Raw genomic sequence first — 15688 nt, 5'->3', positions numbered from 1 at the left:
CAACCATCTAGGCCCTGGAAAGATTGACCACCCCGTATGATCTGCCGAGTTGTTCCGCCGTCCATTTTGACGGTCCTGCTGTTTTGCTCTTTTTCTGCCTTTGCCCAAAAGCCCACGCCGCGCCTAACCCGTAACATCGCGGATTCAAGCCGAGCCGCGCTCGTCGGATCGCGCACCCCACAAGCCAGCCGCGGACAGGATCTCGGCCCCGTACCCTCGCAGATGTCCATCCCCGGCATCACTCTGGTCTTCAAGCGGTCGCCCGCGCAGGAAGCTGACCTCCAGCAACTGCTAGCCTCGCAGCAGAATCCGTCCTCACCCCTCTATCACCAGTGGCTCACACCGGACACCTTCGCCACCCGCTTCGGCATGGCCGACGAGGACATCGCCGCCGCAGAAACCTGGCTGCAGTCCCAAGGCTTCCACATGGAATCCATCGCCCGCAGCCGCGATCGCATCACCTTCTCCGGCACCGCCGCACAGGTGCAATCTGCCTTCGGTACTGACCTCCACTACTACCAGGTCGATGGAGAACAGCACTTCGCCCCAGCCGCCGACCTCACCCTTCCAAACGAACTAGCCTCAGTCACTGCAGCCGTCCTCCACCTCTCAAACTTCCGCCCCAAACCATCCATCAAAGTACAAACCCGACCCCAACCCGACTACACGGCACCTTCAACGCAAGCCCACTACCTGGGGCCGCTGGATATCGCTACCATGTATGACCTGAACACCCTCTCAACGAGTGGATTTTCTGGTGCGGGCCAGGCGCTGGCTGTCGTCGGTCAGTCCTTTGTAAACACGACGGCAGATTCTTCTGAGATTACTTCCTTTCAGATATTTTCCGGACGACTGACTCCAATCACTCCCGTTCTGGTTCCAGGTTCTGGGGTAGAAGCCATCTCCCCTGGGGATCAGGGAGAATCGGAGATCGACCTTGAGTACTCTTCCGGTATCGCCTCAAATGCCAACATCTTTCTCGTCTATGTAGGCAACAACCAGAACTACGATGTCTTCGATGCCCTGGCGTTCGCGATCGAAGAGAACATCGCTCCCGTGGTCAGCATCAGCTACGGCGTCTGCGAATCGCTTATGAGTCCGACAGACCTCGATCAGGGAAACTCCATCTTTGAACAGGCTTCAGCTCAGGGGCAAACTCTCGTTGCAGCCTCAGGCGACAGCGGCTCCACCGAGTGCGCTGATTTCACCTCCGCCGGACTGACGCTTACCCAGCAACAGGCTCTTTCGGTCTCATATCCGGCATCCAGCCCTTATGTAACAGCCGTCGGCGGAACTCAGATGGCGGCGGGAACCTTTGCTGCAGGATCCAGTCCGTATTGGAGTTCAAGCTCCAACGCGCCATTTGGCTCGCTGCTCTCCTACGTTCCTGAGGTGGTCTGGAATGAGGGCTCAGCTTCATTTGGCATTGCGGCAGGTGGCGGCGGTACCAGCTCTCACTTCTCTCGTCCCACTTGGCAAAGCGGTGTCCCCGGCATACCCTCAGGAGCATTTCGCCTTCTTCCCGACATAGCTCTCCAGTCTTCTATTGAAAGCCCAGGCTTCCTTTTATGCTCCAGTGACCCCACGCTCACCGGGAGCCAGACAAGTTGCAGCAATGGCCTTCAGGACAGCAAGGGGAACTACAGCGTGGCCGGAGGGACCAGCTTTGCCGCACCCGTCTTCGCAGGCTTCCTCGCAATCCTGAATCAGATTGAGCAAACAGACGGACAAGGCAATATCAACCCCCAACTGTACGGTCTGGCTTCCAATTCAGCTTCCTATGCCGCCGCCTTTCACGACATCACGTCCGGCTCAAACGCCTGCATCTCTGGCACCGGCAACTGCGCTGCAGCAGGAGAATCAGGCTATGCTGCAACGCCTGGCTATGACGAAGCGACCGGCCTGGGCAGCGTCGATTTCGGCAATCTGGTGAGAGCGTGGCCCACAACCAGCACCACGAGCCGAACCCCCACGAACATTCAGCTCACTCCATACTCAGTTTCGGCCTCGCCGGGGCAAAGCCTTCAAGTCCAGATCACTGTTGGATCCTTTTACTCATCCAGCGGGGTTCTCAATGGAAATAACGTGCCCACAGGCACCCTCGCGGTATCTGTCGATCACACCGTCTCACAAGCGGCTCTAGCGTTCTCCTCAACAAACGCGTCTGAGTCAAACGCGATCGCACTGTACACATTCGTCGCGCCCGCAACCCCCGGCTCCCATTTGATCACCGTCACCTACCCCGGTGACGCCACGCATCTGCCCGCGGTCGCAACCACGTCGATCCTCGTCGGAAACGTAACGGCGACCGGCACCTTCACTGTTACAGCCGCGAATCTCACGGTCGCAAGCGGCAGTCAGGGAAGCATCCCAATCAGTGCAACTCCAGCTGCGGGCTACAGCGGCAGGGTCGTCTGGTCTCTCGCCGCTACAACTACGAATGGCACCGCAGAAGTCTGTTATTTCATCAGCGCATCGACCACCAACAATCCGAACGCGGCCACACTCAACATCGGCGTAGGATCGATATGTAACTCCACAGCCCCGGCCGAGCGCTCGAACTTCCGCACCCTCACCTCACACGCTTCCTCGACAAAAGAAAACTCATCACCATGGCGCAAAACGCCAGGCCTCGTCCTCTACGCAAGCCTGATAGCCTGCGGATCCCTCTTCACGAGAAAACGAAGACTAAGCCCATCCCTATGGCTCGCCATCGCTCTCACAGTAGCCAGCCTGGGACTCTCGGGCTGCGGAGGAAGTGGAGGCGGAAGCTCCAGCGGAACCGGCAATTCAACCCCACCAGCCGGCGCGACCACCTACACCCTCACGCTAACCGGGACCGATTCCGTAAACACCACGATCACAGCCTCAACCAACTTCACCCTCACGTTGAAATAGCGCATCGTCTACTCGCCGTGTGCCCCCATATCTCGATTCTGAGAAGTGGGCATTCGCGCGCCGAGCGCAAACCGCTCTACCGCCCTCGGAAAACTTCGACGCAAGCCTACTTCGCCGCAGCCGCAGCCTTCTCCAAAGCAGCGATATCGAGCTTCTTCATCGTCATCATCGCCTGCATCCCACCCGGATTGCTGACCAGTTCAGTAATATTTTTCGGCACCACCTGCCAACTGACGCCAAACTTATCCTTGCACCAGCCGCACGCAGTCTCCGAGCCTCCCTCAGTCAGCTTCGCCCAATATTTATCGATCTCCTGCTGACTATCGCACCGGATCACAAACGAAAAAGCATCGCTCAGCTTGTTGCTCGGGCCACCGTTCAGAAAGGTGACCTGCTGTCCTTCCAGCTCAATGCTGACCACAACCAGCGAGCCCTTCGGCCCCGGCCCGGCCTCGCCGGAGCGAAGCTCATCCAACTTCCGGCCACTCGGAAAGATCGAAAGATAAAAATCCGCTGCAGCCTCAGCGTTGTTATCGAACCAGAGAAACGGAGTGATCTTGTTCAAAGATGAACTCATCGAATGACTAGCCTCCTCGAAAATCTGTCTTTCGCCGTCGCCCTGCCAAGGGTAGTCCGGCCCAATGAAAGTTTGAGATGCCCAACCCCAAGTCTAAAGACGCCCAAAACAACCAGCCAACAAAATAAATCCCAAAACCGTGGCGTATTGTTCAGACCCGAAAACACGACTGCCAAAACACCAAGTTCACCACGCATTCCACCACAGTTACACCACCAAAACACCACATCCAACCACCACGCTTCCCCCAAAACCCCTTCAAAAACACCAAAACCCCTCATCCTCACCACGCCAGAAAAAAATCCCGCAAATCCCACCACCAAAACCTCCCGCCACCCCGCCCCCATCAGCGATACACTGATACTTGCATCTGTGGAGAAGAGTCTTGCCCGAAACCATCACAACCGAAGCCGCCACCCCCGACGTCGCCCAGCAGGAACAGGCCGAAACTCCACTAGAGTCCCTCGCCTCCATCTGCACCGTCCTCGCCATCGGTCTCTTCGTCATGACCTTCATCTTCCAGAACTTCGAGATCCCCTCGGCCTCGATGGTCAACACCCTCCTCATCGGCGACCACGTCCTCGTCGACCGCATCTCCCTCGCCCCGCCCGCTAAGTGGGCACCCTTCACCTTCTATCGCGACGTCCAGCGCGGCGACATCATCGTCTTCTTCAAGCCCGGCGAGCCTGATCTCTTCCTCGTCAAGCGCACCATCGGCATCCCCGGCGACCGCATCCACCTCCGCAACGGCGTCGTCTACCTCAACGGCGTCGCACAAAACGAGCCCTACGCCGGCATGCCCGTCAACGACGACAATCCCCAGCACGCCTTCGATCCCTACCGCGACGACTTTCCCGCCGTCCCACCCGACAACTACGGCAACGTAACCGCCAGCTGGGGCTACGAGCTCCCCAGCCACATTCAAGACGGCGACCTCATCGTCCCCCCCGGCAAAGTCTTCGCCATGGGCGACAACCGCACCGAAAGCCTCGATGGCCGCTACTGGGGCTTCGTCCCACGCGAGAACATCGTAGGCCGCCCCCTCTTCGTCTACTGGTCTTTCCAAACTCCCGCCGACCAGATCAACAAGCAGAGCATCGGCGAGCGCCTCAGCTTCATGGGCCACATCCTCATCCACATCTTCGACCAGACACGCTGGAAACGCACCTTCCATCTCATCAAATAAGAGGTTCCTCCGGCGCGATTCATCCCACCGCGCCGGACCAACATTCATGCAGGAAACCGATCCCACCTTCGAGCGCCCCCTCGACCCCGGCGACGCCGCCGAACACGACACCGCTCCGTCCCTCAGCACCCACACGCTGCGTCGCCTCCTCTACTTCGCCTTCGCTGTACTCGCAGTCATGCTGCTCATCCTGCTGCCGCCCTACATCAGCGTCAACCGCTATCAGCACCGCATCGCCACCAGCATCGGCAACAGCCTGGGCCGCCCCGTCCACCTCGACAAAGTCTCCCTCAACCTTCTCCCTCTACCGGGCTTCACGCTTGAAAACTTTGTTGTAGACGAAGACCCCGCCTTCGGCTACGAGCCTGTCATCCGCGCCAACTCCGTCCGCGCCACCCTCCGCCTCAGCTCCCTTTGGAGCCGCCGCGTCGAGTTCTCCACCATCAGCTTCACCGAACCCAGCGTCAACCTCGTCCATCTCTCCAACGGCAAGTGGAATCTCGAAAGCATCCTCCTCCACGCCGCCCGCATCGAGGCTGCTCCCACCGCCCAGAAAACTTCCGGCTCCGCCCCCCGCTTCCCCTACATCGAAGCCACCGGAGCCCGCCTCAACCTCAAGCTCGACCGCGAAAAATCTCCCTTCTCGCTCACCGACGCCGACTTCGCCCTCTGGCTCCCCGACCCCCAGCAGTGGCATCTCCGCCTCTCCGCCCATCCCGCACGCACCGACACCAACGTCTCCGACACCGGCCTCTTCGAACTCGAAGGAACCCTCGGTCGCGCCGCCTCGCTCGGCCAGGTCCCCATCATTCTCCGCGGCACCTGGCGCAATGCTCCCCTCGGCGAAGTCAGCCGCTTCCTCCTCGGCCGCGACGCCGGCCTCCGCGGCGAGATGGATCTCACCGCCAACGCGCAGGGAACCGTCAGCAACAGCCTGGTTCAGGGCCACCTTCGCCTCACTGGCGCCCGCCGTGCCGACTTCGTCCCCGCCCAGCCAATGGATATCGATCTCCAGTGCCTCGGCACCGCCACCTCCGACTTCCATGGCTTCGAGGACCTCCGTTGCAGCTGGCCACCCGCCGGCTCCTCCGACGCCCCCATCCTCGCCCTCACCGGCACCCTCCCCGATCTCCGCAATCCCAAATCCTCCTCTATTCAGATCGGAACTCCCGGCCTACCCGCCACCACCCTCCTCGACTGGCTCCGCGTCGCCAGCTCCCGCGTCCCCGCCGACGTCACCGCCGCCGGCGCACTCACCGGCAACATCGACTACGCTCCCGGCCCATCCGGCACGCTCCCCTTACACGGCGGCCTCCTCCTCACCAACGCCAGCCTCATCAACCCCCACGCCGGCCCAGCATCTCTCGTCAGCGGCGACATAGCGCTGCGTTCCACAACGGCAACCCCTCCCACCCCCCAGCAGGCCAAACACCATAAACCAGCTCCTCCAGCAGTCGACGGCTTTCAACTCTCCCCCGTATCTCTGGCCTTAGGCGGTAAAGATCCCGCAACCCTCGAGGGCCGCTTCGACGCCAACGGCTGCACCTTCCACCTCACCGGAATGGCCTCCACTGCCCGCCTCTTGGCCCTCGCCACAGCAATCCCCCAGTTAGGCGACGGCCTCGCCGAAGTCCTACCCACCAACCGCGCCACCGGCCCCTACCGCATCGACCTCACCGCCACCCGCCCCTGGGGCCAACCTCAAACCTGGACCGACACCTCACCCCGCACCCCAGCCCCGCACTCCCACCGCTAGTCGCCGCAAGGTTTGCTCTCTCGCCTTTCCTCCCCAAAGAAAAATCGTCATTTCGACCGAAGCTGCTCGCGACCTTTCGCGACTAGCGCAGTGGAGAAACCCCGTATTTCGTCTTTGCTCTCGCTGTCCCACCGAAAAAGCTGTCAAGCCCCAAAAACACCTAACCCCTTCCCGCACAATAAGATAAGCGTGGCGTATCAGTTACCCTCCAAAAGCTATACTGGAAACAGCAAAAAAAAGCCCCGGGAAATATCCGGGGCTTTCGCATTTAAACCCATAAATCCTTTGACTGGACGAATTTAGCCGCAACCCTTTTCGAATGATGAATTTACAAAGGACGACCCCAGCTAAGTTGTTGAAAATAAAAAACTTACACGCGGGCAACCGGGGGGGGGGCACCCCCAGAAAGGAGACCCTAATGCGCCTCAATCTGCTTGGTATGGATCGAAGCCGTCACCTCAGGCACGCTGCCGTCGTTGACGATCACCTCATCCGGAGTCCCTTCGAACACGACTCGCGTAGAAGCGCTCGAGCGCCCCGCGATCCGAAGCTTTTGCGTGGAAGTCAGCGTCCCCGATCGGACCGTCACCGGCACTTCAGCCGCCGCATCTCCGTCGTTCTTTACCTCCACCGACACCAGATACCCCTTACCCTTGTCCCCGATCTTATCGAGTGCCCGAGGCGTTACATTGGCAATGCTCAGGTCCGGCAGGCCGCGATCTCGATACACCCAGTCATCAAAAAACCAGGCCAGATCCCGCTTTGCCGTTCGCTCCAGAACCCGCTGAAACTCCTTCGGATCGCTGTCAAGCTTATCGGTCCGGTAAGCCTGCAGTGTCTTCTTCAAAGCGTCATCGCCCACCAGCGACCGCAACATCCACAGCACCGCCGCAGCCTTCGTTCGGTAGTACACATCGTCGCTCGCCTGAATCAGGTTCTGTCTAGGCTCGACGGGCTGATCGTTAGCTCCTCCGACGATAGAGGTTGCCGCAGTGGTGGCCACCGGAGCAGGCTCTACCAACGCAAGCGCATTCGTCCCCTCCTGCAGATGCTTGATGGCAATTTCGCGCCCCTGACTCTGCTCGATCCACAGCATCGACAGGAACTGTGCCACACCCTCATCCAGCCACACATGCGACGAGCCAAACCAGGCGTGGCTCAACGAATGCACCAGAGAGGGAGCCAACTCATCCGGAGCGGCTGCGCGCATCGGCACCACCAGCAAAGCATCGTCCTCAAACGGCTGCCCCTCGTGATCCAGCACGTTGAGCATCTTCAACGGCCCAGTCCCCAGCCACTCAGTCAGCAGAGGCTGCACCTTCGTCGACGCTGCGCCATAGCTCGGCAGCGCATCGTAGTGCTCGGTCACCGCCGAGATCAGACTGTTGTCGGTCACTGTCCCCGCCCGGTCGGTAAGAAAGAGACTAGGGGTACGAAATCCCAACGGCTGCTCGGGGAAATCAGCCGTAGCAACTCCGGGCGACTCAGCCACCGGCAGGTTCTGATTCTCGTTCACCTTCGTCAACTGCTCGCGTCGTCCACAGAAGAACGCAGCATCCGGCGCATCCCCGACGTACTCCACCGTCAGGTGCATCCGAATGGTCGCATCAGCCTGCCGCAGCTTGTTCAGCCCCACACTCTGGAACAGCTTCGCGCCATCGCCCAGAAACACCGGTGCCGCCGCCGTCGGATACCATAGAACATTGCCGAACCCCCGCAACGCGGTGTGCTCCGAGGTGACTACATCCCAGTCCGCATGAGACGCCTGGTCGAGTGGCGCACCGATCCGCTCCAGCCGCTCCGCCGACTGCACCACCTCGCCCGAGTAAAAGCCCGTAAGCGCAAGACTTGCACCCGGCTCAAGCGGCTTAGGCAGAGAAACCACCGCCTCGGTCGCCTTGCCCGTGTGATCGGCGTCTGTATCGATCGCATGCTGCGTGAAAGTGAGAGGTACCACGCGCCCCTCACTCTGCATCGCAAAACTCTCCCAGCTCAGAGCCGAAGAGATCTGAAATACAAGCCTCGTCAGCGGGGCCTTCCCCGAGTTCTTCACGGTGAATCTCGAATGTACCGCCAGCAGCGACTGCGCCGGGGTGACATGAACATCCAGATCGTACGAAATGAAAGTGAGCGACGTGCGCTCCGCATCGCTGACCTCAACCGCCACCTGGCTCTCCGGCGGCTTCTCCTTCTTCTCGATCTCTGGCGTATCCAGATTTCGATCGAACAGCACCTTACCCTGAGGCGGAGGAGGCGCATCAGCAGGGGGAGTCTCCTGTGCCCGCGCTAAACCAACTCCAAACACAGCCGCCAGAACCAGCCAGCGACCTCCAGCCGAAACAACATCAAAACTCTTCAAGATCCGAATCCCTTACGTTCTTTCAAAGGCTTTCGTGCAGCCGGCGGAGCTGCAGGTTGACGGCGCTGTCGCATCGCCTCATACATCACAACCGCGCCCGCAACCGACACGTTCAGCGAGGACACTTGTCCCGCCATCGGAATCCGCAGCAGATGATCGCAGGTCTTCTTCACCAGATCGTGCAATCCAGCGCCTTCGCGCCCCAGCACCAGAACACAATCACTCTTGAAGTCATACTCGGTGTAATCCGGTGTTCCGCGTTCATCCAGCCCAAGCACCCAGACATGCTTCTGCTTCATCTGCTCCAGCGCACGAACCAGGTTCGTCACCCGAGCAATCCTCACATGCTCCGATGCTCCCGCCGAGGTCTTCGCCACCGTCGCCGTCACCGGCGCCGAACGTCGCTCTGGCAGAATCACTCCATCGACGCCCGCTCCATCCGCAGTCCGCAACAGCGCCCCGAGGTTATGCGGATCCTCAACTCCATCGAGCGCCAGGAAGAACCTGTGTTGTCCCTCCGCCTTAGGAGCCAGCAGATCCTCGATCCCCAGGAACTTACGCTCCCGAACCACAGCGAGCACGCCCTGGTGAGCATCCGTCCTCGCCAACCGGGTCAACTGATCCCGAGACTCCAGAGACACCCGAACCCCAGCCGTCCGGCACAGCTCGATCAGCCTCTCCAGCCGCTCATCCCGCCGCTCCCGGGCCACACTGACATGGTCAAGCTGCCGCCCCCCCGCCCGAATAGCCTCCTCGACCGGGTGCAGCCCATAAAGAACTTCCATCCCTCAAGTCTACCGCCCAGGCCGAGAAAAGAGGCGAGGCCTTAGAATGACTGAAGGGTAATCGCGGTAGGCAGGCGGGACGGTTGGTTTCTTGAAGGAATCTTTTTTGGACCAAGTCAACAAAAAGCGAGTCTTGCCAAGGCAGATGAACGTCTCTAGAAGTGTGCAAAATGGTTCCATCTCGCTAACCTCTGCGCTCGCCCAAGTCTCGAACGAAAACGCGGCAATTGCCCAAGGACTTAAGAAGCAAAACCCCGAACTTCTGGACACGCTCATTGAGCTCTATCAGCATCGCCTTCTGCGATATCTACTCTTCCTCACAGGGAAGCGTGAGGTTGCCGAGGATCTCTTTCAGGAGACGTGGATGCGGGTCCTCCTGCGCGGAGCACAGTACAACGGAAAGGCGCGATTCGACACATGGCTCTTTACCATTGCTCGAAATCTCGTGATCGACCTGTCGCGTAAGCGCGTGATGGCCAGCCTCGACGAGATGCGAGAAGGTAAAGAGGACGATCGGCCATTTGAGGTGGCAATATCCGAACCTTCTCCTCTGGAGCAGTTTCAATCCCGTGAAAACGGCGCTGAGATCAGTGAGGCGATGCTGAGGCTCGAGCCTAGCTATAGAGAGGTTCTAGTCCTTCGGTTCTATGAAGAACTCTCCCTGGAAGAGATCGCAAATGTGACTCGTGCGCCTCTATCGACGGTAAAGTCGAGGTTGTATCGCGGACTGGTAGCGTTGAGGCCTGAGATGGAGCGGCTTCGCTCTTCTTGTCGCTCGGCGGAGGTCGAGTTATGAGCGAGGCTCGCGACAGATCTTTTTCGCAGGACCATGCCAGGACGTCTCCTCAGGAGGCAATGGGAGGAGCACGTAATTTTGGGGTTCGAGCATCGGTGGTCAATCGAACTCATCGCGTGGTGCGGGAGCGAGCGAAGATGCTTGCGGTACGGCGTAGTCGAATTCGTAGTCTGTGGATTCCGTTGGCGGTTTGTTCCTCGCTGTTCGTTATTATTTGCACTGCAGTCTGGAATGTGCTGGATGCCTACGACGTGACACCGAACGGCGTTCCGGATGCGAGTAATCAGTTTCTTGTTCTCTGTTTGTGGTTTTTGCCTGTGTCGATGGCTTTGCTCGCTTTGGTGCTGTTTCGCCGTGCCCGTAAGCGCGAGGTGGCTGGATGATGAGATTTTGGAGCCAGGGGTCGGATCGATCGCAGGGGAACCTGGCAGAGGGTGAGGATGAGCTGAGCATGATACCGACTTGGTCGGTAGTGCTGGCCATCCTGGTGTTCGGCGCGGTGCAATACCTTTTCCATCATGTGTTGCCTCATAACAAGCACGAGTTGCTTCCGATGCGGCTGCTGATGGGGTACTCGTGGGGGACGGCGTTTGCGAGCTATGTTCTGCTGGTGGGGTATGTGAGCCGCGACGTTCGGCGGCGGCGAATGCCGGCTGGATTGTGGATGCTGATCGTGGTGGTGCTGCCGGGCGGAATCGGGGCTGTCGTGTACTTCCTCTTGCGGCAACCGATGCTGATGCCTTGTCCGCATTGCAGTACCGAGATCACCTCGAGCGTGCACTTCTGTCCGCAGTGCCAGTTCCAGTTGGCTCCTGTGTGTGGGCGCTGCTATCGCGGGGTGCAGATTACGGATGTTTACTGTACGCAGTGTGGGCACGATCTTGCCAAAGATCAGGCGCCGGCGCGGCTGCGCGTATATAGTGACTAGTTGCGAGCATGTCACTGACTGCACTCATCATCGACGACGAACCATTGGCCAGGCAGGAGCTGCAGTATCTGCTGGAGCGCGCGGGCGGGGTTGAGGTTCTGGCGCAGGGAACCAATGGTATTGAGGCAGTCGAGCTGATTCGGACGCATAAACCGGACCTGGTGTTTCTGGATGTTCAGATGCCTGGTCTGGATGGCTTTGGCGTGCTGAAGAAGCTGCTGGATCGCAAGGTTCCGATGCCTCAGGTGGTGTTTGCTACTGCGTTTAACCAGTATGCGGTTCGCGCATTCGAGGTGAATGCGGTGGATTATCTGCTGAAGCCTTTCGATCGGAAGCGGGTAATGCAGACGATTGAAAAGGCACAGGCGCGGCGGGTGGCTCCGGCGGAGTCCGCCAGCGATGCCAAGCTGGATGCGCTGCTGCGGCTGGTAGAAGAGCAGACGCAGGCGGCGCCGAAGGCGAACTCCGGCAAGGTGATTGTCCGGGCGCAGAGCCGGTTGCTGCTGGTGGATCAGCGCGAGATCTGTTTCGCGTCGATCGAAGAGGGCACGATCAGTGTCGTGACGCGGGCGGTTGAGGGGCAGTCGAACTGCAGGACGTTGGAGGAGCTGATGGATCAGCTCGATCCGGAGACGTTCTGGCGAGCGCACCGGTCGTATGTGGTGAATATTCAGCACATACGGGAGGTGGTGCCGTGGTTCAAGTCGAGCTATCAGCTTCGAATGGACGATGCCCAGAAGACTGAGATTCCGGTGAGCCGGTCTCAGACGAAGCGGTTGCGGGAGCTCTTCAACCTGTAGTCTTGAGGGGGTACCCCCCCCTGGGTTGCCCGCGCGTAAGTTGCTTATTATCAGTCGTATACGACCTGCGATGAGCTGCAAATTCGTCCATCGAAAGGGGTTACGGCCAAATTCGTCTTTCTAAACGGGTTACGGGACCTCCCCACGATGCTGATGCTCGATTTGCGCAGCCGGGATTCATTTTTGATCTCTATTCTTCTTCTTTGTCGACAATTTGTTAGTCCGTCGTGTGCCTCCTCCAAATAGAAAAAGCCTCGGCTTCGCCGGGGCTTTTATTCACTATATACAGTATAGCGGTTGGAGGATAACTCATACGCCACGCGAATCTTCAGGATTGGCGCGGCGATTTGCGACTAGGGGGCTTGACAAGTTTTGCCGATTTCTCAGCACTGGTCCTTATTTTTCCCGCTACCTGGAGGGCCACGTTGTGTTGGGCTCGCCCACCCTCACCGTATAGGGATCACAAATCGCATCGGCTCGGTCGCGCTGCCGTTGCGGCTGACGCGATGGAAGCTCGCCTTATCCTGGAAGCTCTGGCCTGGAAGTATGATTTCGTCGGCATCGTCGTCAACTTGTGGCGTGTACCATCTTTGCCATTTGCCCGAATGGAAGTGAGGGGGCGAAGCGGCTCATCAGATAGAGAACGTTGCTCAGGCCGGGGCGAATTTCTGTCTTGCCTGCTTCGATCCCCGCGATCGCCTTTCTGACCAGAACATCAACGGGCATGCCCTTCTGTCCCTTCATCTCCTTCTCGAACTCGCCGCGGAACAACTTCGTCTCAACTCCCGGGGGAGCAAGTTCCACGACCGCGACCTTTGAACCTTTTAGCTGGACGCGGAGGCACCGGGTGAAGGCGTGGATACCGGCCTTGGATGCGCTGTAGATCGGAGAGAGTGGAAACGGAACAAAGGCCAATCCCGACGACACGTTCACGATCAGGGCATTCGGCCTGCTTTTGAGATGTGGAAGGAACTCCTGCACCATCTGGACGGGTGCATTCAGATTAATGTTGAGCTCTCGCGTGACGTCCGTCAGCGACCGCGGCTGGTTGATATCGAGATTTCGCATGATGCCTGCGTTGTTGAACAGGGTGTCACATGCCGGGAACTCTGCCGTGACCCGTTGCCGCAGGGATTGAATGTCCTCCGGTTTGCTTCCGTCACTCTGAAAGGTATGAACGCCGGGCAGGGCGGACTTGGACTCTTCGAGCTTTTGCGGGTCGCGGCCTGTGATGAGGACAGTGTTGTGACGTGCTAGCAGCTGCCTGGCCATTTCGAAGCCGATGCCGCTGGTGCCGCCTGTGATCAGAATTGTTCTTCCTTCGAGTTTCATGAGATCTCCTGGGTGCTATAGGGAACAAAAATCTGGCTGAGTGAGAGGACTCAGACCGTAAGAGCAGCGCCGAGAAGAAGGACTGCAAACAGAGCCACCGTCTTTCGTGGCTGGGTGTATTCGAGAAACATGATGCTGAGGACGAACCACGAACAGGCCGCCAGAAGGCCCAGCGTGATACCGGACCATTGGCCCATCGCAGCCACGCCTTGACGAATGGCAAACAGAGCCAGCATCGCAAACAGGATCTGGCCCACGGCGTAGGAGCTGTTCAGGCCGTAATACAGAGTAGTCGCGGGACCTGGAGCGCGTTTGCCGCGAATGTACTGCGAGACAACATCGATTCCGAAGTGCAGGAGTCCGCTTAGCAGAAGCCAGCTATACGCCCCATAGAGCAGCGTGCGGTGAAGCCGGGTGACGTTATTGAACAAGTGCATCTTCACCTCAAGTTGCCGGCCGTAGGTAAGAGCCGGCCTTATGTGTCACTATAGGCTTGCCACTCTCTTATAGGAAGAAGGCACTTTAACGTTTGATATGCACTGAATGGAGAGTGTAGAGGACATGGGCAAAGTGAAACTGTCAAAGGAACAAATCGCTTCTCTGCAGGCGTATGAGAGTTGCGATACACAAGATCTCGCCGATCCGCGCGTAGAGGCGCTGGTTACGGAGCTTATTGGACGCGTTGCCGACAAGTGGACGATGTTGATACTCGAAGTGCTTACGGAGCGAGGAGAGCTACGCTTCACCCGGCTGAGCGAACTGGTGCCGGGGATCAGCTACAAGATGCTCACGCAGACGCTCCGCTTGATGGAGCGTGAAGGCCTGATTGAACGCACAGTGCACCCGGTCATTCCTCCGAAGGTCGAGTACAAGCTTACGGAGTTGGGCCTTAGCCTGGGAGCTGCGTTTTGTGGCGTTTGGATGTGGGCGGAGAAACACCTTGAGCAAGTAGAGCGGGCGCGGGCCGCATTTGATCAACGATCCAAGTCCTGATCCTGATGACCATCGAATCTTAGATGACGCCAAGCGCGCTTACGTTGAGAAAGGAGCCGCTCTTCAGGCGTTCCAGGAGGGGACGGTGCGGACCATGTTCCACATCATTTGGTCGATGGCGGTATTGATTTCGTTCATGGGTTGGGTGCGGGTGTTGGCAAGGGCAGCCCAGCAGAAGCCGGTCGGGGTGCGAACCATGATGGTGGTGGTTCCGGGAAGACTGCCGTCGTGCCACCAAGTACCTGCTCCGTCGTTGCGAACCATCCAGCCGCGGGCGTAGCGTGCGTCTCCGGGTGGGTAGGCGGGGGCAGGGGTGGTCATGAGCTTGATGGTTGCGGGCTTGAGGATGGCGGGGATGCCGGGCGCGCCGGCGACGTGGTTGAGGAATTGAACGAGTTCGGTTGAGGAGGCGATCCATCCGCCGTGCGAGTCCATGCGGGTGACGTTGAGCTTGTAGGGGTCTTCGGAGTACTGGCCGTAGTAGACGACCTCGTTGGGTGCGCGCTGGCTCTCTTTGTTGGCGGCGATCTGCATGGTGGAGATGCCGCAGGGAGCGAGGATGTTGGCTTTGACGTAGGTGTCGTAGGGCTGGCCGGTGATCTGTTCGATGACGCGGCCGAGGATGCAGTAGCCGAAGTTGGAGTAGGCCCAGTGGGTGCCGGGCTGGTTGGTGAGGGGCTGGTTGGCGATGGTTTCGGTGATGAGTTTGGTGTGGTCCCAGCCGTTGTTGTGCATCATGGGGTCGTTGGCGTCGTTGGACCAGCCGCCGCAGGTGTGGGTGAGGAGCTGGTCGACGGTGATGTCGGTGACCCATTGCTTGTAGGGGGGCTTGCCGTACTTGTTGTCGAAGATGGCCCCGGGGCCGAAGACTTTGTCGGTGAGGTTGAGCTTGCCCTGCTCGAGGAGCGTGAAGATGGTGACGGAGGTGATGGGTTTGGAGAGGGAGGCGATGCGGAAGAGGGAGTCCTGCGTGACCTGGGTCTGGTGTTCGCGGACGGCCATGCCGGCGGACTGGTCGTAGGCGAACTGGCCGTTGCGGGAGATGGCGATGGAGGTGGCAGGGACGGAGAACTGCTGGCGGAAGGCTCCCGCGATGCGGCCCATCTCGCCACGTTGCTGACCGGTTGAGCCGCCGTATTGCGGTTGGGCTGTGAGTTTGGGCAGAGGGACGGCTGCGGCGGTGAGGGCTAGATTGCGGAGGAGGGTTCGGCGGGTCAGGGGGCGGCTGATGGGGTTATGAGTTGTTGGGTTGGGCATAGCCGCGGGGTGTCCTTTCGA

General features: G+C 59.2%; 14 protein-coding genes. 8 read left to right on the top strand and 6 right to left on the bottom strand.

Translation table 11 applies throughout. From position 1 onward, the window contains the following. The first annotated feature begins 36 nt into the window (after positions 1 to 36). A complete protein-coding gene (locus RBB76_RS05395) occupies positions 37 to 2898 on the top strand; it encodes a protease pro-enzyme activation domain-containing protein (RefSeq protein WP_429628432.1) in 2862 nt (953 codons plus the stop codon). A 106-nt stretch (positions 2899 to 3004) separates the two neighbouring features. Here RBB76_RS05395 and RBB76_RS05390 read toward each other — a convergent pair whose 3' ends face one another. Next, a complete protein-coding gene (locus tag RBB76_RS05390) occupies positions 3005 to 3475 on the bottom strand; it encodes a VOC family protein (protein WP_429628433.1) in 471 nt (156 codons plus the stop codon). Between the two features lie 385 nt (positions 3476 to 3860). On the opposite strand from RBB76_RS05390, the gene lepB reads away from it, so the two are divergent. Further along, on the top strand, positions 3861 to 4661 hold the full coding sequence (gene lepB, locus RBB76_RS05385; RefSeq protein WP_429628434.1) for a signal peptidase I: 801 nt from the start codon (positions 3861 to 3863) through the stop codon (positions 4659 to 4661). 46 nt (positions 4662 to 4707) lie between these two features. Then, positions 4708 to 6417 (top strand): AsmA family protein, encoded by a 1710-nt coding sequence (locus RBB76_RS05380; RefSeq protein WP_429628435.1) that lies wholly within the window; start codon positions 4708 to 4710, stop codon positions 6415 to 6417. 415 nt (positions 6418 to 6832) lie between these two features. Here the strand turns inward: RBB76_RS05380 and RBB76_RS05375 are convergent, their stop codons facing one another. Together RBB76_RS05375 and rlmB are read right to left on the bottom strand one after the other, a co-directional pair. Continuing rightward, positions 6833 to 8776: a M1 family aminopeptidase gene (locus RBB76_RS05375; protein WP_429628436.1), complete on the bottom strand. Its 1944-nt coding sequence runs from the start codon at positions 8774 to 8776 to the stop codon at positions 6833 to 6835. Then, on the bottom strand, positions 8773 to 9561 hold the full coding sequence (gene rlmB, locus RBB76_RS05370) for a 23S rRNA (guanosine(2251)-2'-O)-methyltransferase RlmB (RefSeq protein ID WP_429628437.1): 789 nt from the start codon (positions 9559 to 9561) through the stop codon (positions 8773 to 8775). The genes RBB76_RS05375 and rlmB overlap by 4 nt, the downstream gene beginning before the upstream one ends. A gap of 145 nt (positions 9562 to 9706) precedes the next feature. On the opposite strand from rlmB, the gene RBB76_RS05365 reads away from it, so the two are divergent. From RBB76_RS05365 to RBB76_RS05350, 4 genes are read left to right on the top strand one after another with little or no spacing between them, the layout of a single operon-like run. Further along, entirely contained in the window at positions 9707 to 10357 is a 651-nt protein-coding gene (locus tag RBB76_RS05365) for an RNA polymerase sigma factor (protein WP_429628438.1), read from the top strand. After that, entirely contained in the window at positions 10354 to 10740 is a 387-nt protein-coding gene (locus tag RBB76_RS05360; RefSeq protein ID WP_429628439.1) for a hypothetical protein, read from the top strand. Before RBB76_RS05365 ends, RBB76_RS05360 begins: the two co-directional genes overlap by 4 nt. After that, a complete protein-coding gene (locus RBB76_RS05355) occupies positions 10737 to 11285 on the top strand; it encodes a zinc ribbon domain-containing protein (RefSeq protein WP_429628440.1) in 549 nt (182 codons plus the stop codon). Before RBB76_RS05360 ends, RBB76_RS05355 begins: the two co-directional genes overlap by 4 nt. Positions 11286 to 11293: 8 nt before the next feature. After that, complete coding sequence (locus tag RBB76_RS05350; RefSeq protein ID WP_429628441.1) at positions 11294 to 12085, top strand: LytR/AlgR family response regulator transcription factor; 792 nt, start codon at positions 11294 to 11296, stop codon at positions 12083 to 12085. A 567-nt stretch (positions 12086 to 12652) separates the two neighbouring features. Here the strand turns inward: RBB76_RS05350 and RBB76_RS05345 are convergent. Together RBB76_RS05345 and RBB76_RS05340 are read right to left on the bottom strand one after the other, a co-directional pair. Continuing rightward, entirely contained in the window at positions 12653 to 13417 is a 765-nt protein-coding gene (locus tag RBB76_RS05345) for an SDR family oxidoreductase (RefSeq protein WP_429628442.1), read from the bottom strand. A gap of 50 nt (positions 13418 to 13467) precedes the next feature. Next, positions 13468 to 13854, bottom strand: a complete 387-nt coding sequence (locus RBB76_RS05340) for a hypothetical protein (RefSeq protein ID WP_429628443.1) — start codon at positions 13852 to 13854, stop codon at positions 13468 to 13470. A gap of 124 nt (positions 13855 to 13978) precedes the next feature. Between RBB76_RS05340 and RBB76_RS05335 the strand changes: the two genes are divergently transcribed. Beyond that, positions 13979 to 14410 carry a winged helix-turn-helix transcriptional regulator gene (locus tag RBB76_RS05335; RefSeq protein WP_429628444.1) on the top strand — a complete coding sequence of 144 codons (432 nt, stop codon included), beginning with the start codon at positions 13979 to 13981 and terminating at the stop codon, positions 14408 to 14410. 63 nt (positions 14411 to 14473) lie between these two features. Here RBB76_RS05335 and RBB76_RS05330 read toward each other — a convergent pair whose 3' ends face one another. Then, positions 14474 to 15667 carry a serine hydrolase domain-containing protein gene (locus RBB76_RS05330; protein ID WP_429628445.1) on the bottom strand — a complete coding sequence of 398 codons (1194 nt, stop codon included), beginning with the start codon at positions 15665 to 15667 and terminating at the stop codon, positions 14474 to 14476. Between the last annotated feature and the right edge of the window lie 21 nt (positions 15668 to 15688).

It is taken from the genome of Tunturiibacter psychrotolerans (assembly GCF_051013365.1).
Taxonomy (GTDB): Bacteria; Acidobacteriota; Terriglobia; order Terriglobales; family Acidobacteriaceae; genus Edaphobacter; species Edaphobacter psychrotolerans_A.
Note: the sequence above shows the minus strand (reverse complement) of the source record. Positions and strands in the feature narration are given on the sequence as shown.

Coding starts and splice junctions, on each gene's coding strand:
- RBB76_RS05395 (WP_429628432.1), top strand. CDS start 37: ATGATCTGCCGAGTTGTTCCGCCGTCCATTTTGACGGTCCTGCTGTTT.
- RBB76_RS05390 (WP_429628433.1), bottom strand. CDS start 3,475: ATGAGTTCATCTTTGAACAAGATCACTCCGTTTCTCTGGTTCGATAAC.
- RBB76_RS05380 (WP_429628435.1), top strand. CDS start 4,708: ATGCAGGAAACCGATCCCACCTTCGAGCGCCCCCTCGACCCCGGCGAC.
- rlmB (WP_429628437.1), bottom strand. CDS start 9,561: ATGGAAGTTCTTTATGGGCTGCACCCGGTCGAGGAGGCTATTCGGGCG.
- RBB76_RS05365 (WP_429628438.1), top strand. CDS start 9,707: ATGAACGTCTCTAGAAGTGTGCAAAATGGTTCCATCTCGCTAACCTCT.
- RBB76_RS05360 (WP_429628439.1), top strand. CDS start 10,354: ATGAGCGAGGCTCGCGACAGATCTTTTTCGCAGGACCATGCCAGGACG.
- RBB76_RS05355 (WP_429628440.1), top strand. CDS start 10,737: ATGATGAGATTTTGGAGCCAGGGGTCGGATCGATCGCAGGGGAACCTG.
- RBB76_RS05350 (WP_429628441.1), top strand. CDS start 11,294: ATGTCACTGACTGCACTCATCATCGACGACGAACCATTGGCCAGGCAG.
- RBB76_RS05345 (WP_429628442.1), bottom strand. CDS start 13,417: ATGAAACTCGAAGGAAGAACAATTCTGATCACAGGCGGCACCAGCGGC.
- RBB76_RS05340 (WP_429628443.1), bottom strand. CDS start 13,854: ATGCACTTGTTCAATAACGTCACCCGGCTTCACCGCACGCTGCTCTAT.
- RBB76_RS05335 (WP_429628444.1), top strand. CDS start 13,979: ATGGGCAAAGTGAAACTGTCAAAGGAACAAATCGCTTCTCTGCAGGCG.
- RBB76_RS05330 (WP_429628445.1), bottom strand. CDS start 15,667: ATGCCCAACCCAACAACTCATAACCCCATCAGCCGCCCCCTGACCCGC.